Annotated in this window: 25 protein-coding genes; 9 read left to right on the top strand and 16 right to left on the bottom strand. The window is 59.0% G+C overall.

Annotation, left to right across the window (positions count from 1 at the left end; translation table 11 throughout):
* Window positions 1-10 precede the first annotated feature (10 nt).
* Window positions 11-1,411, top strand: a complete 1,401-nt coding sequence (locus tag NTD86_RS09590) for an aminoacyl-tRNA deacylase and HDOD domain-containing protein (protein ID WP_262201967.1) — start codon at window positions 11-13, stop codon at window positions 1,409-1,411.
* A 78-nt stretch (window positions 1,412-1,489) separates the two neighbouring features.
* Here NTD86_RS09590 and NTD86_RS09585 read toward each other — a convergent pair whose 3' ends face one another.
* From NTD86_RS09585 to NTD86_RS09555, 7 genes are all read right to left on the bottom strand, one after another.
* Window positions 1,490-2,122, bottom strand: coding sequence for an ABC-type transport auxiliary lipoprotein family protein (locus NTD86_RS09585; protein WP_262201966.1), 633 nt, complete (start codon window positions 2,120-2,122; stop codon window positions 1,490-1,492).
* A complete protein-coding gene (locus NTD86_RS09580) occupies window positions 2,119-3,057 on the bottom strand; it encodes an MlaD family protein (protein ID WP_262201965.1) in 939 nt (312 codons plus the stop codon). The genes NTD86_RS09585 and NTD86_RS09580 overlap by 4 nt, the downstream gene beginning before the upstream one ends.
* 1 nt (window position 3,058) lies before the next feature.
* Complete coding sequence (locus tag NTD86_RS09575) at window positions 3,059-3,862, bottom strand: ABC transporter ATP-binding protein (protein WP_410016968.1); 804 nt, start codon at window positions 3,860-3,862, stop codon at window positions 3,059-3,061.
* On the bottom strand, window positions 3,859-4,989 hold the full coding sequence (locus NTD86_RS09570) for an ABC transporter permease (RefSeq protein WP_262202022.1): 1,131 nt from the start codon (window positions 4,987-4,989) through the stop codon (window positions 3,859-3,861). Before NTD86_RS09570 ends, NTD86_RS09575 begins: the two co-directional genes overlap by 4 nt.
* Before the next feature lie 79 nt (window positions 4,990-5,068).
* Window positions 5,069-6,112 carry a DUF2914 domain-containing protein gene (locus NTD86_RS09565; protein WP_262201964.1) on the bottom strand — a complete coding sequence of 348 codons (1,044 nt, stop codon included), beginning with the start codon at window positions 6,110-6,112 and terminating at the stop codon, window positions 5,069-5,071.
* A 177-nt stretch (window positions 6,113-6,289) separates the two neighbouring features.
* Window positions 6,290-6,955, bottom strand: a complete 666-nt coding sequence (locus tag NTD86_RS09560; protein WP_262201963.1) for a fumarylacetoacetate hydrolase family protein — start codon at window positions 6,953-6,955, stop codon at window positions 6,290-6,292.
* 111 nt (window positions 6,956-7,066) lie between these two features.
* Window positions 7,067-8,461 (bottom strand): FAD-binding oxidoreductase, encoded by a 1,395-nt coding sequence (locus tag NTD86_RS09555; RefSeq protein WP_262202020.1) that lies wholly within the window; start codon window positions 8,459-8,461, stop codon window positions 7,067-7,069.
* A 206-nt stretch (window positions 8,462-8,667) separates the two neighbouring features.
* Between NTD86_RS09555 and serA the strand changes: the two genes are divergently transcribed.
* Window positions 8,668-9,897 carry a phosphoglycerate dehydrogenase gene (gene serA, locus NTD86_RS09550; RefSeq protein WP_262201962.1) on the top strand — a complete coding sequence of 410 codons (1,230 nt, stop codon included), beginning with the start codon at window positions 8,668-8,670 and terminating at the stop codon, window positions 9,895-9,897.
* Between the two features lie 103 nt (window positions 9,898-10,000).
* On the opposite strand, the gene NTD86_RS09545 is transcribed toward serA, so the two are convergent.
* Window positions 10,001-10,426, bottom strand: coding sequence for a DUF4399 domain-containing protein (locus tag NTD86_RS09545; protein ID WP_262201961.1), 426 nt, complete (start codon window positions 10,424-10,426; stop codon window positions 10,001-10,003).
* A 138-nt stretch (window positions 10,427-10,564) separates the two neighbouring features.
* Between NTD86_RS09545 and NTD86_RS09540 the strand changes: the two genes are divergently transcribed.
* A complete protein-coding gene (locus NTD86_RS09540) occupies window positions 10,565-11,050 on the top strand; it encodes a transporter substrate-binding domain-containing protein (protein ID WP_262201960.1) in 486 nt (161 codons plus the stop codon).
* A 104-nt stretch (window positions 11,051-11,154) separates the two neighbouring features.
* Complete coding sequence (locus tag NTD86_RS09535; RefSeq protein ID WP_262201959.1) at window positions 11,155-11,793, top strand: dual specificity protein phosphatase family protein; 639 nt, start codon at window positions 11,155-11,157, stop codon at window positions 11,791-11,793.
* Here NTD86_RS09535 and NTD86_RS09530 read toward each other — a convergent pair.
* Entirely contained in the window at window positions 11,777-12,838 is a 1,062-nt protein-coding gene (locus NTD86_RS09530) for an aminopeptidase (protein WP_262201958.1), read from the bottom strand. The two genes, NTD86_RS09535 and NTD86_RS09530, sit on opposite strands and share 17 nt — an antisense overlap.
* A gap of 141 nt (window positions 12,839-12,979) precedes the next feature.
* Here NTD86_RS09530 and NTD86_RS09525 point away from each other — a divergent pair, with 141 nt between their 5' ends.
* On the top strand, window positions 12,980-13,396 hold the full coding sequence (locus NTD86_RS09525) for a hypothetical protein (RefSeq protein ID WP_262202019.1): 417 nt from the start codon (window positions 12,980-12,982) through the stop codon (window positions 13,394-13,396).
* Window positions 13,397-13,399: 3 nt separating this feature from the next.
* On the opposite strand, the gene NTD86_RS09520 is transcribed toward NTD86_RS09525, so the two are convergent.
* Both NTD86_RS09520 and NTD86_RS09515 read right to left on the bottom strand, forming a co-directional pair.
* On the bottom strand, window positions 13,400-13,633 hold the full coding sequence (locus NTD86_RS09520) for a DUF1161 domain-containing protein (RefSeq protein WP_262201957.1): 234 nt from the start codon (window positions 13,631-13,633) through the stop codon (window positions 13,400-13,402).
* 143 nt (window positions 13,634-13,776) lie between these two features.
* Complete coding sequence (locus NTD86_RS09515) at window positions 13,777-14,208, bottom strand: OsmC family protein (protein WP_262201956.1); 432 nt, start codon at window positions 14,206-14,208, stop codon at window positions 13,777-13,779.
* Window positions 14,209-14,423: 215 nt separating this feature from the next.
* Between NTD86_RS09515 and NTD86_RS09510 the strand changes: the two genes are divergently transcribed.
* The gene (locus tag NTD86_RS09510; protein ID WP_262201955.1) at window positions 14,424-15,428 is read left to right on the top strand and encodes an LLM class flavin-dependent oxidoreductase; all 1,005 of its coding nucleotides are present in this window, start codon (window positions 14,424-14,426) and stop codon (window positions 15,426-15,428) included.
* Between the two features lie 92 nt (window positions 15,429-15,520).
* Here NTD86_RS09510 and NTD86_RS09505 read toward each other — a convergent pair whose 3' ends face one another.
* A complete protein-coding gene (locus NTD86_RS09505) occupies window positions 15,521-15,748 on the bottom strand; it encodes a DUF1161 domain-containing protein (protein WP_262201953.1) in 228 nt (75 codons plus the stop codon).
* 119 nt (window positions 15,749-15,867) lie between these two features.
* Complete coding sequence (locus NTD86_RS09500; protein ID WP_262201952.1) at window positions 15,868-16,083, bottom strand: dodecin; 216 nt, start codon at window positions 16,081-16,083, stop codon at window positions 15,868-15,870.
* 155 nt (window positions 16,084-16,238) lie between these two features.
* On the opposite strand from NTD86_RS09500, the gene NTD86_RS09495 reads away from it, so the two are divergent.
* Window positions 16,239-16,562, top strand: a complete 324-nt coding sequence (locus NTD86_RS09495) for a YqjD family protein (protein WP_262201950.1) — start codon at window positions 16,239-16,241, stop codon at window positions 16,560-16,562.
* On the opposite strand, the gene NTD86_RS09490 is transcribed toward NTD86_RS09495, so the two are convergent.
* Window positions 16,559-17,449, bottom strand: coding sequence for a LysR family transcriptional regulator (locus NTD86_RS09490; protein WP_262201949.1), 891 nt, complete (start codon window positions 17,447-17,449; stop codon window positions 16,559-16,561). The genes NTD86_RS09495 and NTD86_RS09490 overlap by 4 nt on opposite strands.
* 113 nt (window positions 17,450-17,562) lie before the next feature.
* On the opposite strand from NTD86_RS09490, the gene trpB reads away from it, so the two are divergent.
* Window positions 17,563-18,798 carry a tryptophan synthase subunit beta gene (trpB, locus tag NTD86_RS09485; protein WP_262201948.1) on the top strand — a complete coding sequence of 412 codons (1,236 nt, stop codon included), beginning with the start codon at window positions 17,563-17,565 and terminating at the stop codon, window positions 18,796-18,798.
* Window positions 18,798-19,610 (top strand): tryptophan synthase subunit alpha, encoded by an 813-nt coding sequence (gene trpA, locus NTD86_RS09480; RefSeq protein WP_262201947.1) that lies wholly within the window; start codon window positions 18,798-18,800, stop codon window positions 19,608-19,610. Before trpB ends, trpA begins: the two co-directional genes overlap by 1 nt.
* A 367-nt stretch (window positions 19,611-19,977) precedes the next feature.
* Here the strand turns inward: trpA and epsC are convergent, their stop codons facing one another.
* Both epsC and NTD86_RS09470 read right to left on the bottom strand, forming a co-directional pair.
* Complete coding sequence (gene epsC, locus NTD86_RS09475) at window positions 19,978-20,904, bottom strand: serine O-acetyltransferase EpsC (protein ID WP_262201946.1); 927 nt, start codon at window positions 20,902-20,904, stop codon at window positions 19,978-19,980.
* A gap of 88 nt (window positions 20,905-20,992) precedes the next feature.
* On the bottom strand, window positions 20,993-22,375 hold the full coding sequence (locus NTD86_RS09470) for a M16 family metallopeptidase (RefSeq protein WP_262201945.1): 1,383 nt from the start codon (window positions 22,373-22,375) through the stop codon (window positions 20,993-20,995).
* Window positions 22,376-22,390: the final 15 nt, after the last annotated feature.

The raw sequence follows: 22,390 nt of genomic DNA, 5'->3' as shown, positions 1-22,390 counted from the left end.
GATGCAGACCATGAGTAAAGTCGCTGTTGCCCTCGCCGTGCCGAGTACGCCACCTGTTGTTCAGCAACTGCTCAACGAGCGGGCTATTGCCTATCGCGAAGTGCTTGACCACCCGGGGCTAAGCCCGGACAGCAAGGTCCAGGCCGTGCTGCTTGATGACACGGCTGGCGCCTTGATGGTGATGTTCGCGCAGAGCCAATTGCTTGACCTCAACCGCTTGGCGGACCTGATCGGGCGCCGCATGACTGCCGTTGCCCAGAGCCGGCTGCGCGAAATCCTCGACCGTCATGGCCTGAGCCTGTTGCCGGGCCTGCCGTCTCTGACGCGTTCATCGTGCCTGTACGAAGAGCAACTGCTGAAACAGCCGCTGCTGCTGATCAGTTCGGGTGAGCCGGGCCTGTTGCTGGAAGTCACCTGCGAAGACTTCCAGCGTTTGCTGGGGATCGCCAACTCTGGGCGGTTTGCCGAGCCATTGAGCGCCATCAGTCTCAACCTTAACCGCCCGGACGACGACAGCGCAGCCATCAGCCAGGCAGTGCAGGCCTTTACGGCGCGGCGTATTCAGCAGCGCCTTGAAGCCACCATCGAAATACCGCCGTTGGCCGAGAGCGTACGCAAAATCATGCGTCTGCGGGTTGATCCTGAAGTCAGCATCGATGAAATCACCAGTGTCGTGGAAACTGACCCGGCCTTGGCGGCACAAGTCATGAGCTGGGCATCGTCGTCGTACTACGCGGCGCCGAGCAAAATCCGTTCGGTTGAAGATGCCATCGTGCGTGTGCTCGGGGTCGATCTGGTGATCAACCTGGCCTTGAGCCTGTCGCTGGGCAAAACCCTGAGCCTGCCCAAGGACCATCCGCAATCCAGCACGCCGTACTGGCAGCAGTCGATCTACACGGCCGCAGTCATTGAAGGCCTGACCCGTAGCATGCCGCGTGACAAACGCCCGGAGACGGGGTTGGCGTACCTGGCCGGGCTGCTGCACAACTTTGGCTACCTGTTGCTGGCCCATGTGTTTCCGCCGCACTTCTCACTTATTTGCCGCCACCTCGAGGTCAACCCGCACGTCAGCCACAGCGTGATCGAACAGCACCTGCTGGGCATCAGCCGCGAGCAAATGGGCGCCTGGCTAATGCGTCATTGGGGTATGCCGGATGAGCTGACCGCCGCGCTGCGCTTTCAACATGACCCGAACTACACCGATGCCGATGCCGAATACCCGAATCTGGTGTGCATGGCGTTGGGTTTGCTGCGCAATCGCGGGATTGGCCACGGCGCTTATGCGCCGCTGCCTGATGCGCTGTTCGAGCGTTTGAACGTGACCCGCGAAAAAGCCGAAGACGCGGTGAACAAAGTGCTGGAGGCCGAAGTACTGCTGCGCGAGTTGGCCAATAAATTCAGCCAGGCCTAAATCCTGTAAAAGCGAGCGTACCTCGCGGTCTTTTAAGATCAAACCATCACGAGGCAAGCTCGCTCCTGCACAGGTATGTCAAGGTTGCGAGTGTGCTTGCCCTTGCTGGATCGCCCACTGCACCATTTGTGGCATCAGCGTGTCTGTCGCCTGGCCAAAGCCTGCGACAACCTGCGGCACCAACGGATTACTCAGCGGCTGGCGGGTTTCAAAACGCTTGGTGCTGATGATCCGCTGGTCGCTGCTGCGCACCAGGCGGGCGTTGTATTGCACCAGAACTTCCGGGCTCTTGCCGTTGTAATGCGTCTGGAACGCCAGCAACTCGCCGCCTAACTCGTAGTCGGACTGCAAATTGTTGTCATCGGTGCTCAGCGCCTGGACCCGGCCGTCCTGCAAGAAGGCATCCAACAGGCGATTGCGCACCAGGGTCGGCGCCGGATCGCTCCAGCGCGCCCCTTTGTAGTTACTGATCAGGTTGCCCTCAGGCACCACGGCAATGTTCTGGCTGTTGAGGGTGTTGCTGGCCATCGGCTTGTTCAGACGCAATGACCATTTCACCGGCGCTCCTTGGCTGGCGGCAATCGGTGCTTGCGCCCCGGGCAGCCGATACACATCCACCACCTCAGGCTTGGGGAAAATCGAGCAAGCACTGAGCAGGCTCAGGCTGGCAGCCAGCAAGAATGTGCCTGCCAGGCGATAAGGTCGGATCATGGCGTGAATTCCTTGTTCTGCTCGCGGCCCAGCAAGTAACCGCTCGGGTTGGCTTCCAGACGCCGCGAAATGCCCCGCAGCGTGTTGAGCGTCTCGCGTAACTCATTGACCGCCGGGCCCAGCTGATTAAGCCCCTGCAGCCCGCTGTTAAGCGAGGCTTCGTTGTTGTTGATCAGCGTGTTGATGGTCGCGGTGCTCTGCTCCAGCGACTGCATGGCCTGCTCTGCGCTGTTGAACACTTGCTTGCCCTGGCTATTGAGCAAGCCATTGGCGTTGCGCATCAGCGCGGTGGTTTGCTCAAGGGTGGCCGAGGCTTGCTTGCCCACTTGTGACAGCTGCTTGAGGGTCTGGGCAATGTCATTGCGCTGATCGGCAATGGCGCTGGTGGTCTGCTCAAAGTTCGACAGGGTTTTGGCCACGCTGTCGACGTTCTCGTGGGAGAACAACCGGTTGGCGTTGTGCAGCAGGATATTGATGTTGGCCAGCATGTCGTTGCCATCGGTCAACAGCCGGGCAATTGGCGAGGGTGCGGCCACAATCACCGGCAATTTGCCGTCCTTGCCTTTGAGCATCGGGCTGTTCGGGTCGCCACCGCTGAGCTGGATGATCGAGGTGCCGGTCACGCCGGTCAGTGCAAGCTTGGCCTTGGTATCGACTTTGACCGGCGTACCGGCGGCCAGACGAACCCGTGCCAGCACGCGACGCGGGTCTTTATCGTCCAGGCGCAGTTCGATCACGTCACCGACCTTGATCCCGTTGTATTGCACCGAGCTGCCTTTGGACAAGCCGCTGACTGCCTCGTTGAACACCACTTCGTAATCGGTGAAGGTGTCGTCCATGCTCGATTTGGCCAGCCACAGGCCAAACAGCATGGCTCCTGCGACAACCAGCACGCTGAACAAGCCAATCAATACATGATGGGCGCGGGTTTCCATGTCATTGCTCCTTACGCTGGGTTGCCGCTTCATACGCGGCGCGGCCACGAGGGCCATGGAAATACTCATGAATCCACGGGTCGTCGAAGTTTTCGACTTCAGCGATGGGCGCGGCGACCAACACCCGTTTTTGCGACAACACCGCGACCCGGTCCGTAATGGTGTAGAGCGTGTCGAGGTCGTGGGTGACCAGGAACACACTCAGGCCCAGCGCATCACGCAGGGTCAGGATCAGTTGGTCGAACGCCGCGGCGCCAATCGGATCAAGCCCGGCAGTGGGCTCGTCGAGGAACAGGATGTCCGGGTCCAGCGCCAAGGCACGGGCCAGGGCAGCGCGCTTGATCATCCCGCCAGACAGCGCCGACGGGTACTTGTCGGCCGCCGACAGCGGCAACCCGGCCAGTGCCAACTTGACCAGCGCCAAGTGCTCTGCGTCGGGGCGGCTCAGCCCGGCATGCTCGATCAAGGGCATGGCGATGTTTTCGGTGACCGTCAGCGAGGAAAACAGCGCGCCTTGCTGGAACAGCACGCCAAAGCGCCGTTCAATCAGCGAGCGTTCGGCTTCGGACAAGCTCAGCAGGTCTTTGCCGAACACGCGTACTTCACCCTCAGTGGGGCGCCTCAGGCCGACAATACTGCGCAGCAGCACCGATTTACCCGTGCCGGAGCCGCCCACCACGCCAAGAATCTCGCCTTTATACACATCCAGGTTGAGGTGTTCGTGCACGGTTTGGGTGCCAAACCGATTGCACAGGTCGCGCACTTCGATCACCGCCTCGCGGGGCGTGTTTGTTGGCGTACTCACCAGCCCATCTCCATAAAGAACAGCGCGGCCACGGCGTCGAGGAGGATCACGATAAAGATCGACTGCACCACACTGGAGGTGGTGTGTGCGCCTACCGATTCGGCGCTGCCGCTGACTTTGAAGCCCTCAAGGCAACCGACGGCGGCAATCAAAAACGCAAAGAACGGCGCCTTGACCATGCCCACCAAAAAGTTTTTAACGCCGATGTCGGAATGCAGCATCGAGATAAACATGTCCGGCGAGATGCCCAGCGACACCACGCACACCACCGCGCCACCCAAAATGCCGGCCATCATGGCCAGGAAGGTCAGCATCGGCAGGGCGATCAGAAGCGCCAGCACCCGTGGTAACACCAGCAAATCCATTGGATCGAGGCCCAGGGTGCGGATCGCGTCGATCTCTTCGTTAGCCTTCATCGAGCCGATTTGCGCAGTAAACGAACTGGCCGTCCGGCCTGCCAGCAGGATGGCGGTGAGCAACACGCCAAACTCCCGCAGAAATGAAAACGCCACCAGGTCGACGGTGTAAATCCCGGCGCCAAAGTTGGCCAGGACCGTGGCCCCCAAAAACGCCACCACGGCGCCCACCATAAAGGTCAGCAACGCCACAATCGGCGTGGCATTGAGGCCAATCTGCTCGATTTGCGCCACCACCGGCGTAATGCGCCATTGCTTGGGGCGCAACAGGTTGCGGGCCAGGGTTTGCAGAATCACCCCGATAAAGCCCAGCAATTGCAGGGAGTCTTGCCACAAGGTGTAGACCGCGCTGCCGATCCGGCTCAGCAGCAGCAGGCCGATATTGATTTCGACCGCCTTGACCGGTACGCAGAAGTCGCGCATCGAGGAATACACGGTTTGCAGCAGGGCGCGATCGGCCTCGGGGAGTTTGGTGGCACTGTCGGCCAGTTGGCTGACGCGCTCGGCCCCCAGCAATTCAACCAGCAGCGACGCACCCGCGGTGTCGAGGCGGGACACGTCATCAAGGTCAATCTGGGTACTGGCGTCGTACTTGCCGGCCAGCTCTTCAGTCAGCTTCTTGAGCCGGGCATAGTTGGCCAACGTCCATTGGCCACTGATGATCAGCCGCGCCGGGTTACTTGACGTGTCTAGTTGGGCATCGCCCGCCATGGCAGTAATAGTCGTAGGCTCCATGCTCAGTACGCTTAAACGCAGACCTTATGTAATAGCACACTCTTGTAAAAGTGTTTCAGTTTGCCTGTATATCGGTGGGCGCGGATTGATCTGTGTCGGTAACTTTGAACCGCAGCACGCCAATCATTTGCCCGTCTTCGGTCAACACTTTCACCTGCCAGCGCCCGACCGGGTTAGGCGGGAAGTTCAGTTTGTGGGTCCAGGCCCGGTAACCTTCCTTGCGGCCACCGTGGATATCCAGGGCGATGCGATCAACTTCTTGGCCGTTGAGCTGCCACACGTGGTAAATGCGTTCGTTGAGGCCGCGCGGGGCATTGATCGAGGTATAGGCATACAGGCCCTGACTGCGCAGTTGGCTCACGCTGATCTGCTTGATGCTCTCGCCGGGGGTGCGGCTCTGTACTTGTGTGGTGACCGCCACTTCAGTCATCCATAGCGTCGCTGGCGGCACCCAAGAGCGTAGCAGCCAGCCGGTGCCACCCAGCGCGAGGACGATCAGTGGCAGCACCAGCCAGCCGCGCCAGGTTTTCAGCGGCAGGCTGACCGCCATGCTCGGGATCGACAGCACTACGGCGGTGCCCAGCGCCAGCTTGTAACTTTCGGCGGTGGTCAGATTGAGAATGATCGGCAGCGCGGTCAGGAGTGCCGCGAACAGGGCCAGTGTGTGCAGGCCCAGGTACAGCCAGCGTCGGGGAGCCAGCCATTTGTAATACAACGGATCGGTGATGGTCACCAGCGCTGCGGCGCCCAACAGCCCGGTAAACACCAGTTGGCCGCTGTTCCAGGTGGTGGTGATGAAAAAAAACGGCAGGACGAAAAACAGGCTTTCCTGATGGATCATCTGCGTGGCATAGCGCAGTAAAGGCGGGGGGATTTCGCGTTTGAAGACGCGGGCAAACCATTGGGTCAGGGTGTTTTCGAGCATCAGCCAGACCCAGCTCACCAGCAGGATCACCGCGACCCAGCGGGCCATGCCTTGCTGGCGGTCCACCAAAATAAAGCTGCCCGCCCCCGAGCAAAAACCGAACAGCGCAATCAGCCCTGGATAACGCTTCATCAACTCCAGGACGCGCTGTACGTAGTGGTTCCAGTTTGGCATTCGGTGGTTCACATTCTGCGTAGGAAAAATCCACGACAGAATAACGGTTTAGCGGGGTTGGCGTGCTGGGGATTGCTCAATGGTGACCCCATCGCGAGCAAGCCCGCCCCCACAGATTTTTGCTCTAACCTTGTGGGGCGGGTTGGCTCGCGATGAAAGTCGGCGCGGCGTTATGGCTTAACGCACGCTGCTTTCGAAACGGCTAACGCCTGTCAGTTCCAGCACCAGCTCATCGCCCACGTTCAACGGGCCAACACCGACCGGAGTGCCGGTCATGATCACGTCGCCCGCTTGCAGCGAGAAGCACGCGGCCATGTACTGGATCATCGGCACAATCGGGTTGAGCATCAGCGCGCTGTTACCGTCCTGGCGCACTTCGCCGTTGATGGTCAGGCGGATGCCGATGTCTGCCAGGTCCTTGAACTCGGCGCTTTGCACAAAAGGTGCGAGCACGCAGGCGCCGTCGAACGATTTGGCGACTTCCCACGGCAGGCCCTTGCTCTTGAGCTCGGATTGCTTGTCGCGCAGGGTCAGGTCCAGGCCCGGGGCGAAGCCTGAGATTGCGTCCAGCACTTCTTCAGCGCTTGGGTTGTTCGACAACGGCTTGCCGATCAGCACCGAAATTTCGGCTTCGTAATGCACCGAACCGCGCTCGGTCGGAATGGCAAAGCCGCCTTCGGTGCCCACGACACAACTGCCGGGCTTGATGAACAAGAGCGGCTCAGTCGGGATCGGGTTATCCAGCTCTTTAGCGTGCTCGGCGTAGTTACGTCCGATGCACACCACTTTGCCGATAGGAAAGTGAATCCGGGTACCGTCGACGTATTGGTGCTGATAGCTCATGGATCGACTCCGCTGGGGGTTGCTGACTGTGTAGGAGCGAGCTTGCCTCGCGATCTGTTGATCGTTAAAAGCTCGCGAGGCAAGCCCGCTCCTACAGGTTTTGGGGGTTAATTAAACCGCAAAAATCTTGCCTGGGTTCATGATGCCGTTCGGGTCGAATACGGCCTTGAGGGCTTTCATGTACTCGATCTCAACCGGCGAGCGGCTGTAGGTCAAGTAGTCACGCTTGGTCATGCCCACGCCGTGTTCGGCCGAGATCGAGCCGTTGTACTTCTCGACGGTCTCGAATACCCACTTGTTGACGGTCGCGCACTTGGCAAAGAACTCGTCTTTGCTCAGGTTCTCGGGCTTGAGAATGTTCAAGTGCAGGTTGCCATCGCCAATGTGGCCGAACCAGACAATCTCGAAATCCGGGTAGTACTCGCCGACGATGGCGTCAATTTCTTTCAGGAAGGCCGGCACTTTCGAGACGGTCACCGAGATGTCGTTTTTGTACGGCGTCCAGTGCGAAATGGTCTCGGAAATGTACTCGCGCAGCTTCCACAGGTTGTGCAACTGGGTTTCGCTCTGGCTCATCACGCCGTCCAGCACCCAGCCTTGCTCCACGCAGTGCTCGAAGGTTTCCAGGGCGGCGCTGGCCACTTCTTCTGTGGTCGCTTCAAACTCCAGCAGGGCATAGAACGGGCAATCGGTGTCGAATGGCGAAGGCACGTCGCCACGGGCCATGACTTTGGCCAGTGCCTTGTCAGAGAAGAACTCAAATGCAGTCAGATCAAGCTTGTTCTGGAAGGCGTGCAGCACCGGCATGATCGAGTCGAAGTCCGGCGTACCCAACACCATGGCGGTCAGGTTTTTTGGTGCCCGGTCCAGGCGCATGGTGGCTTCCACGACAAAACCTAGGGTGCCTTCGGCGCCGATAAACAGCTGGCGCATGTCATAGCCGGTGGCGTTCTTGATCAGGTCTTTGTTCAGTTCCAGTACGTCACCCTTGCCGGTCACGACCTTCATGCCCGCGACCCAGTTGCGGGTCATGCCGTAGCGAATCACCTTGATCCCGCCGGCATTGGTGCCGATGTTGCCGCCAATCTGGCTGGAACCGGCCGAGGCGAAATCCACCGGGTAGTACAGGCCGTTGTCTTGCGCCAGGTTTTGCAGGTGTTCGGTGACCACGCCCGGCTGGCAGACCGCTGTGCGGTCGGTCAGGTTGAGGTCCAGCACCTGGTTCATGTAATCGAATGACACCACCACTTCGCCGTTCGCCGCAACCGCCGCCGCCGACAGCCCGGTGCGCCCGCCCGACGGCACCAGCGCGACCTTGTGAGTGTTGGCCCAACGTACGATGGCCTGCACCTGCTCGATGGTTTTCGGAAACACAATGGCGGTGGGCGCGGGCGCGAAATGCTTGGTCCAGTCCTTGCCGTAAGCATTAAGGGAGTCAGCATCGGTCAAAACCTTGCCAGGCTCTACCAGGGTCTTCAGCTCTTCAATCACGGCAGGATGGGTCATCAACAGAACTCTCGAACAATTCATGGTCATCCTGAGTACGCTTCACGTCGCAGGAATGGGTGTTTAGCGGGGCGCTTATGCTAGCATACGACCCCCCCGTAGAATCGAGCCGTAGGACGATTCACGGTGCCGGTCTTCACGCCGGCCAGGTCAGCTCAGGCTGTCCATTCCCTGCCATTTTTTCTCTGGGACACAGGTTTACGCAGATGAGCAAGACTTCTCTCGATAAGAGCAAGATCAAGTTCCTTCTTTTAGAAGGCGTCCACCAATCCGCTGTTGAAGTACTGAAGTCTGCTGGCTACACCAGTATTGAGTACATCACCAGTTCCTTGCCTGAAGCCCAGCTGAAGGAAAAGATCGCTGATGCCCACTTTATCGGCATCCGTTCTCGTACCCAGCTGACCGAAGAAGTGTTCGACTGCGCCAAGAAACTGGTTGCTGTTGGTTGTTTCTGCATTGGCACCAACCAAGTCGATCTCAACGCTGCTCGCGAACGCGGTATCGCTGTATTCAACGCCCCTTACTCCAACACCCGTTCGGTGGCCGAGTTGGTGCTGGCTGAAGCGATCCTGCTGCTGCGCGGCATCCCTGAGAAGAACGCTTCCTGCCACCGTGGTGGCTGGATCAAGAGCGCGGCCAATTCCTTCGAAATCCGTGGCAAAAAGCTGGGTATCGTTGGTTACGGTTCGATTGGTACTCAGCTGTCGGTACTGGCTGAAGGTCTGGGCATGCAGGTGTTCTTCTATGACACCGTCACCAAGCTGCCATTGGGCAACGCCACTCAGGTGGGCAATCTGCACGAACTGCTGGGCATGTCCGACATCGTGACCCTGCACGTCCCTGAAACGCCAGCCACCCAGTGGATGATCGGCGAGAAAGAAATCCGCGCCATCAAAAAGGGCGGCATTCTGATCAACGCCGCACGTGGCACCGTGGTTGAGCTGGATGCCCTGGCTGACGCGATCAAGGACAAGCACCTGATCGGCGCTGCTATCGACGTGTTCCCGGTTGAGCCGCGTTCCAACGACGACGTGTTCGAAAGCCCGCTGCGTGGCCTGGACAACGTGATCCTGACCCCGCACATCGGTGGCTCGACCGCTGAAGCCCAAGCCAACATCGGTCTGGAAGTGGCAGAGAAACTGGTCAAGTACAGCGACAACGGTACGTCCGTATCGTCTGTGAACTTCCCGGAAGTGGCCTTGCCGGCTCACCCTGGCAAGCACCGTTTGCTGCACATCCACGAGAACATTCCGGGTGTGATGAGCGAGATCAACAAGGTCTTCGCCGAAAACGGGATCAACATCTCCGGTCAGTTCCTGCAAACCAACGAAAAAGTGGGTTATGTAGTAATCGACGTCGACGCCGAGTACTCCGACCTGGCGCAAGCCAAGCTGCAGACCATCAACGGCACTATTCGCTGCCGCGTGTTGTTCTAAGGCAGTTACAAGCGGCAAGTAAGGGCTAGAGCCGTTTGGCTTCTGCTCCTACTTGCAGTTTGGTGCGAATAAAAAAGGGAGCCCCTTTCAGGGCTCCCTTTTTTTATTTCACATTCACAGTGATTTTCTTGGAGACGATCACCGGTTCGAACGCCTGGTGGCCGGTGTCACCCAGCTCCAGCTGCAAGGTGTGCTTGCCTGGCGTCAGGGTGAGTTGAGTCTCGGTCTGCGCCTTGCCGAAATGCAGGTGATGATCATCGGTCGGGATGACTTGGCCTGGAGCAATCGGTTGGTCTACATCCACCAGCAGGTGGTGGTGGCCAGAGTGCGGAGCCGGATCGCCAGCGGGCTTGAGGTCGATGCCTTCAATGCCGAATTTCACGGTGAAGGTTTTATCCACCGTAGCGCCATCGGCCGGCGAAAGAATGGTGACTGTTGCGCCTTCCGGGGCCGGGGTGGCGGCAAACGCCAGAACCGAAGCGCCCATCAACACAGAAGTCAACGCAACACGAGACAGTAGAGCTTTCATTTGTTTCTCCGGTTTTTGAAAAAATCTTCGGGCATGCACAACTTTGAGCTGATCTGCTGTCCAACGCCGCAGTTGATCAACATAAAGCAAAGCGAGCGCCAAGTGCGAATCGCTTTCATTAAATTCAAAGGAGTGACCATGCGTTTTCTGCCAGGTCTGATGCTTTTATTGCCATTGGCGAGCCCTTTTGCTCACGCCGAACTGATGGACGATGTCAACGATCGGGGGGAGTTGCGTATTGCCCTTGAAGGCAACCTGCCACCTTTCAGCTTCAAACAGGACGGCCGTTTAACCGGTTTTGACGTCGAGCTGGGTGAGATGTTGGCTCAGGAGCTGGAGGTCCATTCCTCCCTCTTGGTCACTGACAGTGCTGACCTGCTGTCAGGTGTTGAAAGCGGCAAGTACGACGTAGCGATCAATCACATCGCTTTGACTCCAGAACTTCAAGATCGGTTCGATTTCAGCGAGCCATATTTAACATCGCCAGAGCTGGCGATTCCCTTCCAGAAAGACAACCCGGCGTTTCAGGGCAGCCTGGACAAAGCCTTGCAACGCATCAAGGCCGATGGCCGTCTGGCCGCCTTGTCAGAAAAGTGGCTGGAGGCTGAAACGCCCCCGCAGTAAGGGCTGCATCACGATTTTTTGACAATTGGCTCACACAGTTTTGATCAGGCTTAACTCACTCTAGCGCCACCTCCTGAACCTTTGATCGAAGTGGTTGCGCCGACATGCCCAAAGCCCGGTTTTTCCCTGCCCTGTGCCTGACATTATGGGCGGCGTTTACGCTGCCTCAGGCCATGGCTGAAGATTTTGCCGTGGCCCGGCCACCCCAGTGGGCGCAGCCTGTGGATGCGCAATACAACCTGTATCAGATGTCCCCTACGCTGTATCGCAGCGCCTTGCCGGATGACCAGGCCCAGCCGCTGCTGGACAAACTGCACATCGGCACCGTGATCAACTTCTTGTCCGAGCCCGACAGCGCTTGGTTGAAAAAACCAGGCGTTGAGCAAGTCCAATTGCCGTACCGCACCAATCACGTCGATGACACCGATGTGCTGGCTGCCTTGCGCGCCATTCAAACGGCTCAGGCCCATGGGCCGGTGCTGATGCATTGCAAGCATGGTGTCGACCGCACGGGCTTGATGGCGGCGATGTACCGCGTAGTCGTGCAGGACTGGAGCAAAGAAGACGCCCTGAAAGAAATGACCCAAGGTGGCTTTGGTGAAAACACGCACTTCAAGGATGGCGTCGACTACATGATGCAAGCCGACATCCCGAAACTGCGTTTAGCCTTGGCCAGTGGCGCGTGCAGCACCAGCCCGTTCGCCTCTTGCGTGGTCAAGAACTGGCTCAGCCCCAAGGTTTAAGTGTGGTCGTTAGAGGTCCGGCCCACTGGCGCAGTGCGGCCTTGCGCTGCAACGGTGGAAGTTTGCCAAGCGTTTCAACCTCGCTATAAAACTTCGCCCAATCGCCGCCGGTGTGTTTGAACAACGCCGCAAAGGCCGGCACCCATTGGTCATACAGCCCGAAGGGCAGCAGCTTGGCATTGTTCATGGGGGCATTTATCCACGCGTCGTAGCGGTTGTTTGCCCCCCAATGCTGGTCACGCAGCTCACGGTACTGGCTGCGCATCCGCTCAAACTCCGCCGCCTTGCGCTGGCGCATCTCGGTGGCAGACAAAGGCTGCAGGTATAGCTGTTGCAAGCGCTGGCGCGTCTGCAGTATCAAGCCAATAAACTGATCGCGTTGCTGCAAACCCGCTTCATTGGCGGGCGGCAGCCCTTGGTAGGCGCGCCATTGGCGCGTGCCTTCCTGCTCGACGAAACTGGCAAATGATTCGTTGAACTCCGTATCGTCCTTCACATAGAAACGCTGGTGCGCCAGTTCGTGAAAAATCAGTGTGGCCAGTCGCTCATCACCCCAGTTCAGCATGCTGTTGAGGATCGGGTCATCAAACCAGCCCAGGGTGGAGTAGGCCTCAACGCCGCTGACAAACACGTCCATGCCTTGCTGGCGCTTGAGCGCGGCGTCACCCCGGGCTGCGCCCTGCGAGTAATAACCCCGGTAGGCCACGCACCCGGCAACCGGGAAGCAATAGGTGACCGGATCGAGAGAGAATTCTGGGGTCGCAAACACATTCCACACCACGAACGGGCGCTTGAGATCGGCGTACCGGCGATAGCTTTGGTTGTCGGGCAGCTTCAAGTGTTCGCTGGCGAAGGTTCGGGCCGCCTGGGACTTGGCCAGATGCTCGCGCAAAACGGGATCGCGCTCAGGGTCGTCCACCACCTTGGCCACTGGTTCGCGGGCCTGCAACACATGCATTTGGCCGGTGACCAGTTGCGTGTAGTAGCAGCCGTTGAGCAGCGCCAACAACACAAGGGTGAGCAGACAGCGGGTTATCAGCGGCATAGAGCGATCCTGTAGGCGCTGGCGAAGGCTGCGATCTTTTGACCTTTTTCACAACCCCCTGAATAAAAGTTCGCAGGATTCGGCAGCTCTCACTGGCGGTCTGGCGCTATGCTTACGCCTCACACCTTGATGGAAACCACCATGCGCACGTTTTTGCTCTTGCTCACGGCCTGCTTGCTCAGCGCTTGTGCCAGCACGCCATTGCCGCCGCACGACCCGAACATGGCCTGGATCGACCTGGACACCCAAACCGGCAAGCTGATCATGGCTGAGCGTCTGGATAACCAGCGCCTTAATGACGGCCGTTTTTTTCAGGTGACGCCAGGCAGCCACGAATTGATGGTGCGTTTTGATTACGAGGTGTTTATCGGCGGGATGGGCATGTTCAGCGATCCGCAAGAGCGGCTTTGCTATATAACGGTCAACTATGCAGATTTCCAGCCCGGCCAGCGCTACCGGCTGCAGGCGCGCTCGCTGGGCTTCAACGCTTACGCTCGGTTGTACAACGCCGAAGGCAAGGTGCTGGCCGAGGAGCGGCTGGTTAACTGCCTGCCCTAAGACTCAGTTATCGTTTTTCTGGTAGATGATCTTTTTGGTGCCGTTTTCGCACGAGCCGACAACCATGTTCTGGTCGTGTACTTCTTCATTGGTAACGATTTCAAGCGTGTAGGACGACACGTTGTTGGCCTGAATCTTGGCTTCGATTTCAGCTTTTAATTCTTCGCAGGGCTTGGGTGCCGCGAATACCGACGTGGCCAACGTGCAACTGATTACTGCTAACGCAAAACGTTTCATGGTGAGACTCCCTTCAAGCAAAACGCACAGTGATGGTCTGACGCAATCGGCGGCTATTCGATCACATTCGGCGTCGTCTGCGTACTGTCCGGGTCAACGCCGCCCCGCTCGCCTGCAGGCGGGGCGTACGTTTAGTCCACTGGTCAGCCCAGCAGGGTCGCGTCCAGGGTGATCTTGGCGTTCAGTACCTTGGAGACCGGGCAACCTTCTTTGGCCTTCTTGGTCAGCTCATCGAACTGCTGCTGGGTCGCACCCGGCACTTTGGCCTTGAGGACCAAGTGCACCGCCGTGATTGCAAAGCCGCCGTCCACTTGATCCAGTGTCACTTCAGCCTTGGTGTCGATGCTGTCGGCCTTGAGCCCGGCATCTCCCAGAATCATCGACAGCGCCATCGAGAAACATCCGGCATGGGCGGCGCCGATCAGTTCTTCAGGGTTGGTGCCCTTGCCACCCTCAAAACGTGCCTTGAAGCCGTACGGCGCTTCGCGCAGTACGCCAGTTTCAGTGGAGATGGAGCCGATACCGGTTTTAAGGTCGCCAGCCCAATGAGCCGATGCAGTCTTTTTAATACTCATACGTGCCTCCTGAAGAACGGCGTGAAGGTTTCACGCCTTGACTGGAGTTGTGAGGGTAGTCGGCTCCACAAAGTTCATCCTGTCGGACAAATCGCATTTTTTTGTGGCTCATATCATCAATGCCATTGAAACTCGGGTATATGCCCATATTGCAATAAGCACTGGCAGGTTTTAGCGAGTGTCTGAACCTGCACCTCACTTGGAGTAGCCGGCTGATGAAACGATTGTCTGATGTCAAATTCTCGACCCTCGACTTGGTACCTGTTCGCGAAAACGGCAGCGCCGCCCAGTCGTTGCACAACTCGCTGGATTTGGCCCAACACGTAGAAAAGTTTGGCTACAACCGGTTTTGGGTCGCTGAGCACCACAACATGGACGGCATTGCCAGCTCGGCGACCTCGGTCCTGATCGGTTATCTGGCCGGTGGCACCTCGACCATTCGCATCGGCTCGGGCGGCGTGATGCTGCCCAACCATGCGCCGCTGGTGATTGCCGAACAGTTCGGCACGCTCGAAAGCCTGTACCCCGGCCGTATCGACCTGGGTCTTGGGCGTGCGCCAGGCTCCGATCAAATGACCGCCCGGGCCCTGCGCCGTGAGCGTTCCGGTAGCGCCGATGACTTCCCCCAAGACGTCGCCGAACTGGTGCGTTACCTGGGCCCGCGCACCCCGGATCAGCGCGTGATTGCCATGCCTGGCACTGGCACCAACGTGCCCGTGTGGCTGCTCGGATCGAGCCTGTTCAGTGCGCAACTGGCTGGTGAACGTGGCTTGCCCTACGCCTTTGCATCACATTTCGCACCGCGTTTGATGCACGAAGCCATTCGGGTATATCGCAATCACTTCAAGCCATCAGCGGTGCTCGACAAGCCGTATGTGATGCTGGGTGTACCACTGGTCGCGGCTGATACCGATGAGCAGGCTGATTACCTGTCCACTTCCGTGCTGCAGCGGATCTTGGCCTTGATGCGCGGGCAGAGCCTGGTTCAACGCGCACCCGTGAAGAGCATGGATGGGCTGTGGCTGCCCCATGAGAAAGACGCAGTGATGAGCTTTTTGGGCTTGGCGATGATCGGCAGCCCCGAGAAGATCAAGGCCAAACTGCAAGTGCTGGTTGAGCAGACTCAGGCGGACGAGCTGATCTTTACCTGTGACCTGTATGAGCATGCAGACCGCATTCGTTCCTACGAACTGCTGTCGCAAGTAATGAAAGAGGCCTAAGCCGCTTCTGTAGAAGCGAGCTTACCTCGCGATCTTTTAAACGATCAAAAGATCGCGAGACAAGCTCGCTCCTACAGGTGTATTACAAGGTGTTAGCCGCGCTTGTAAACGATATCTTTGGTACCGCCTTCACACGAGCCCACGACTTTCTTGTCCTGAGGCCCCGTGCCCTTGTCGACGATTTCCAGCGTGTAATGCGGGACGCCATTGGCATCAATCTTCGCAGCAATTTCGCTTTTCAGTTCTTCACAAGGCTTGCCCGCTGCGAAAGCAGTGCCCGCCAGACTCAATAAACCTACAGCCACTAAAATCTTTTTCATCGGTCAGTTCCCCAGATCAAAACAAAATGGGTACGACACGAAGGCTCATGTCGCACCCAGACGGTTTAGCGGACTTTGTGGCAATCGGCCAGTTTGTTGGACCAAAAGTCTGACCTGGATCAGATGCTGGCAATCCGGAAACCGACCTTGAGCGTTACTTGATAGTGCGCCACCTTGCCGTCCTTGATGTGCCCGCGGGTCTCTAGCACCTCAAACCATTCCAAGTGTTTGATGGTTTTGTTGGCTTCGGCCAGTGCATTACTGATGGCGTCTTCTATGCTGCTCGGGGACGAGCCTACCAGTTCGATTTTCTTGTAGGTGTGATGGTCAGACATAACGTTCTCCTTTTGACGTCAATCAAAGCCTAGCAGCGAGTCTGCTGATACTTCGTGGGCAGTTGAGAAGGAAAAGTTCAGGTTTTTTGCACTTTTTGATATCACTGTAGTCGGACTTAACACGCACCCTCACTCATCAATGCAGGAGAGCCCTAATGGCTAGCAATACTTCACGTAAAGCCTCATTGCAAAGCATGGAAGCCGAGATCGAGAGCCTGCTCAAGGCGCTGGAGAGCTTCAAGCACGACGCTTCTGACGAGTCCAAGAAGACCCTTGGTGCCCTCAAAAGCAATGCTGAAAACGCACTGAAACATTCGCGTCACCTGCTCAGCGATGCGTATGAAGAGGTGAAAGACAAAACCCGTGAAACCGCCATCGCTACCCGCGAATATGCCCAAGAGCATCCGTATGCCACGGCCGGCGTTGCACTGGGCGCGTTGGGCTTGCTGGCGGCATTTCTGCTCTGCAAGCGTAACTAATCCTGCGCAAGCTCAGCCTTGAGCCATTGCGCCAGTTGCCGAGCGCGTCCATCTGCGACGCGCTTGGGCACCCATAACGCCAACTGCGCCGGGGTTTGCTTGAAGCCCCAAGGCGCAGTCAGGCGTCCCGCCCGCAAGTCCTCAGCCACCAACGGCTCGGGAGCAATCGCCACACCCAGGCCTGCCACGGCGGCCTCGAGCAAGTAGTACAAATGCTCAAACCCTTGCCCGTACTTCAGATCCCCGACATTGATCGCGCTTTGCTGCGCCCAGCTCGGCCATGCCTGTGGTCGCGAAGTGGTGTGCAGTAGGGGTTCGCCCAGCAGGGCGCTGGCAGGTGCCTGACACAACTGCGGGTAATGGACGTACCTTGGGCTCAGCACCGGGCCGATACGTTCGCTGGCCAATTCGTACACCTGCATGTCGGTTGGCCATGGCGGCTCGGCAAACACCAGCCATGCGTCCAAGCCCGAGCGACGTGGGTCCAGATCGCCTTCACCGGCCGACAGGTGCAAACGCAAATCCGGCAAATCGGCTTTTAAACGGCCCAGCCGCGGGATAAACCAGCGCGCCAGCAAACTGCCAGAACAGCCGAGTACAAAAGGCGCGTCGCTATGGCTTTGCGTGAGTTCAGTGCACACGTTGCGCAGGCGGTCAAACGCCTCGCTGCTGGCGTCACGCAGCCGAACACCGGCGTCTGTGAGTTTGAGGCCGCGACCTTCCTTGACGAACAGACTTACGCCCAAGTGCTCTTCAAGCACTTTTATTTGCCGACTAACGGCACCGTGGGTGACGTTAAGCTGCTCAGCCGCCTGGCTGACGCTGTTGAGGCGGGCAGTGGCTTCGAACGCGCGCAGGGCGTTAAGGGGCGGAAGATCTCGGCTCATGGTATCTGTGAGTTTTCCTGACAGGTTGTGGCGATCTTATCGGTTTTCATCCGGGCTTGTCGCGCGTAAAGTCAGGTCCATCGACCTTCGCACCTCTTTATCTGGAGCGTCACATGACCCAATCCACTTTGCGTAACGGCCCGGACGACAATGGCCTGTTCGGCTCCTTCGGCGGCCGCTACGTCGCTGAAACCCTGATGCCACTGATCCTCGACCTGGATCGCGAATACGAACTGGCAAAAAAAGACCCTGAGTTCATCAAAGAGCTGGCCTACTTCCAGCGCGACTACGTGGGCCGCCCAAGCCCACTGTACTTTGCTGAACGCCTGACCGAGCATTGCGGCGGCGCCAAGATCTACCTCAAGCGCGAAGAGCTGAACCACACCGGCGCGCACAAGATCAACAACTGCATTGGCCAGATTTTGCTGGCGCGGCGCATGGGCAAAAAACGCATCATCGCCGAGACCGGCGCGGGCATGCACGGCGTGGCCACCGCCACCGTGGCTGCGCGTTTTGGTCTGCAATGCGTGATCTACATGGGCACCACCGACATCGAGCGCCAACAGGCCAACGTGTTCCGCATGAAACTGCTGGGCGCCGAAGTGATCCCGGTCGTGGCCGGCACTGGCACCTTGAAAGACGCCATGAACGAAGCGCTGCGTGACTGGGTGACCAACGTCGACAGTACTTTCTACCTGATCGGCACCGTGGCTGGCCCGCACCCTTATCCTGCGATGGTCCGCGACTTCCAGGCCGTGATCGGCAAGGAAACCCGCGAGCAGATGCAAGCCCAGGAAGGCCGCCTGCCGGACAGCCTGGTGGCGTGCATTGGCGGCGGTTCCAACGCGATGGGCCTGTTCCATCCGTTCCTGGACGACACCAGCGTTGAAATCATCGGTGTAGAAGCGGCCGGTTACGGCATCGAAACCGGCAAGCACGCGGCCAGCCTCAACGGCGGCGAGCCGGGTGTGTTGCACGGTAACCGCACCTTCCTGCTGCAAGATGACGATGGCCAGATCATCGACGCCCACTCGATCTCGGCGGGCCTCGACTACCCTGGTATCGGCCCGGAACACGCGTGGTTGCACGACATTGGCCGTGTGCAATACACCTCGGTCACCGATGACGAAGCACTCAAAGCATTCCACACCTGCTGCCGCCTCGAAGGCATCATCCCGGCCCTGGAAAGCGCCCACGCGCTGGCCGAAGTCTTCAAGCGCGCACCGACCCTGCCCGCCGATCACCTGATGGTGGTCAACTTGTCTGGCCGAGGCGACAAAGACATGCAAACCGTCATGCACCACGTTGAACGCTCTCAGCAAGAGCAGTCCCAGCAGGAGAAACACTGATGAGCCGCCTGCAAACGCGTTTTGCCGAACTCAAAAAACAGAATCGTGCCGCGCTGGTGACCTTTATCACCGCCGGTGACCCGGATTACGCCACCTCGCTGGCCATCCTCAAAGGCCTGCCCGCTGCGGGCGCTGACGTGATCGAACTGGGCATGCCCTTCACCGATCCCATGGCCGACGGTCCGGCGATCCAGTTGGCCAACATCCGTGCGCTGGGTGCCAAGCAGAACCTGGCGAAAACCCTGCAAATGGTGCGCGAGTTCCGCGAAGGCAACAGCGACACGCCGCTGGTGCTGATGGGCTACTTCAACCCGATCCACCATTACGGTGTGCCTAAATTCATCGCTGACGCGAAGGCGGCGGGCGTAGACGGCATGATCGTGGTCGACATGCCGCCCGAGCACAATTCGGAACTGTGCGACCCAGCGCAGGCGGCGGGCCTGGATTTCATCCGCCTGACCACCCCGACCACCGACGATGCGCGGTTGCCTAAAGTGCTTAACGGCAGCTCGGGCTTTGTGTACTACGTTTCGGTGGCGGGCGTGACTGGCGCCGGTTCTGCGACCACCGACCAGGTGAGCGAAGCGATTGCGCGTCTGCGCCGTCATACCGACTTGCCGATCAGCGTGGGCTTCGGGATTCGCACGCCTGAGCAAGCGGCGGCGATTGCCCGCTTGGCGGATGGTGTTGTGGTGGGCTCGGCCTTGATCGACAAAATCGAAAATGCCGCTACCCCGGAGCAAGCGGTCGATGGCGTGCTGAGCTTGTGCGCCGCCCTGGCCGAAGGTGTGCGGACCGCTCGCGCGGTTTAACGCTAAAAACCTGTAGGAGCGAGCTCGTCTCGCGATCTGCTAAAGATCAAAAGATCGCGAGGCAAGCTCGCTCCTACAGGTGATGTGTGTCGTTTCCTGATGCTGATCGGCATCCAGTTTGTTGAGTCCTTTTGTGCCTAACGTGCGGTCCATCAAGCGACCAAGATTTCGTGCGCAACACCACACCTGATTCTCCCGCCACACCACCCGCAATTGCTGACGATGACGAACAAAGATTTGGCTTTCGAGTGCACGGGTGCCCTAGGTAACAAGGCGCGTCGTGTGGCCGTACATCGACCTGAGCCCCCAATCGGTTCCCTCTCCCTCCGGTAGAGGGCTAGGGTGAGGGCCAGGGCATCACGCGGTCTTATTTCTGCGAGCCGTCGTCATGCTGCAAATTGGCCTGGGTCAGGTTGCTGCCTGCCGGCACGCTTCGCGTCAGCCAGACGTTGCCGCCAATCGTCGAGCCCTTGCCGATGGTAATGCGCCCCAGAATGGTCGCTCCGGCATAGATCACCACGTCATCTTCCACAATCGGATGGCGCGGGTGGCCTTTCTGCAGTTGGCCCGACTCGTCCGCCGGGAAGCGCTTGGCGCCCAGGGTCACAGCCTGGTAGATACGTACGCGTTCGCCGATGATCGCAGTTTCTCCAATCACCACGCCTGTGCCATGGTCGATAAAGAAGCTGCGGCCGATCTGCGCGCCCGGATGGATGTCGATGCCAGTCGAGGAGTGGGCGATTTCCGCACTGATACGTGCCAGCAACGGCAAACCCGCACGGTACATGTGGTGGGCCAGGCGATGATGGATCACTGCCAGAATGCCCGGATAGCACAGCAAGACTTCATCAACACTGCGCGCCGCCGGGTCGCCGTGGTAGGCGGCCAGCACGTCGCTGTCCAGGATGCTGCGCAGGCGCGGCAAGGCCAGGGCAAAATCCTGGATCAACACAGTCGCGGTCTCGTCCACGCCGTCATCCGGCAGCCCGGCCTGGCGCGCGGCGTAACGCAGCTCCAGCCGTGCCTGGGCCAGCAGGGCATTCAACGCTACATCGAGGGTGTGGCCGACGTAAAAGTCTTCGCTCTCTTCGCGAAGATCGACCGGGCCCAGGCGCATCGGGAACAACGCCCCGCACAGGGCTTCAAGAATCTCGGCCATCGCGGCACGTGAAGGCAGCTCGCGGCCGCCCAGTTCACCACTCACACGGCCGTTTTGCGAACGCCACTGGTTACGTGCCGTGCGCAATTGGCTGACGATGGTTTGTAACTGCCAAGGGTTGGAACGTTCACTCACGCTGAATTCTCCGCACGCGGGCGGCTGATTGATCAGCCGCGAATAGGCAATGATTTTTACGGTATCAAACTGTTACAGGCTTAGCCAATCAACGCTTACCGTGACGCCAGAGTTGCCAGCCCACGATCAGGAGGACTAACACGCCGAACACCGCGGCCAGGGCCACACTCAGCCCGTTGTAACTGAACAGGGGTTTCTCGATACGCACGTAGCCCGGCTCGGCAAACACGGCGCGTACTGCGTGATTGGCGTGCTCCAGCGTCACGGCTTGCAAACGTTTGGAGGGGTCCGCAAAGCGACCGTCGTCGTAATCGCCCAAGGCGCTCCAGTAGTAGTCGGCCAGGGCGCTGTTGCCTTGAACGCCCCAGGCCTGACGCGCTACGGCTGCGTTCTTGAGGCGGGCAAAGGTTTCAGGGTCCAGGCCGTCCTTGAGCAACCGGTCTTTGAGCTCGCCCATGACCTGACGCGCCTGGGCGACGTCATCGCGGGCGAGGTCGGCATTGAGGCTCAGAAAGCTGACACCGCCGAAGACTTCGCGCTCGGCCCAAGGCCCGTAGGACAACCCGTTCTTGAGCCGCAGTTCGCTGTACAGCGACCATTCCAGGTAATCGCGCAACAGGTCCCAGGTTTCATCGTTCTGGTCTTCGATCACCGGCTCCGGCAATAGCCAGTGCAACGTGGCAGTATCACCGACCACGCTACGCACCAAAGTGCGCTCGCTCTGCGCCTTACCTTCAATGCCCGGCAGCGGTAGATGCTCGCTGGGCTCCACCGGGTCGAGGGCGCCGTAGGTGCGCTCCAGGTATGCCGGAAGCAGGCGATCCAGGTCGCCGACCATGATCAGCGTCATGTTGTTGGGGGCGTACCAGGTGTTGCGCACGGCTTCGAGTTCTTTGCCTGTGAGGTTTTGCACCTCGGCACGCTCGGCGCATTTAAGCCCCAGCTCCACGGCCAATTGGTTGCTGGCGCTGTGCCCCAGGTCCTGGCGGTCCAGCCAGCGCTGCAGGTGCGAGTAATGGCCGCCGTCTTCGCGCTCAACCACTTGCTTGGCCTCGCTGATGCGTTGTTCGGTCAGTTGCGTGCGGGTCAGCAGGCTCAGTAGCAGGTCGAGAATCTTGCGCTGATTTTTTGCCGGAGCTTCGATCACGAAGGTGGTGTCGGCATTGCTCGTGTAGGCATTCCACTCACCGCCCAGCGCTTGCATGCGCGCTTCCAGCCCGCCTTCGCCAGTGTCGTCGATGCCGCTGAACAGCAGGTGTTCGAGCAGGTGCGGCAGTTGTTGATCGGCGCAGGTGAAGTCATCCATGCCCACGCCGACCACCAGGCGAATGGCCACATGGTCACGTTCGTAGCCGGGCTTGAGGATCACTTGCAAGCCGTTGGGCAATTGATAGCCCTCAACGCTGTAGCGGTCGAGGGCAAAACTCTGAGCTGCTCCCAGCAGCGCGCAGATAAACAGCAGGCAACGCATAAAAATCCCTGGATC

It is taken from the genome of Pseudomonas sp. 7P_10.2_Bac1, assembly GCF_025465935.1.
In the GTDB taxonomy this organism is placed as follows: Bacteria; Pseudomonadota; Gammaproteobacteria; order Pseudomonadales; family Pseudomonadaceae; genus Aquipseudomonas.
Note: the sequence above shows the minus strand (reverse complement) of the source record. Positions and strands in the feature narration are given on the sequence as shown.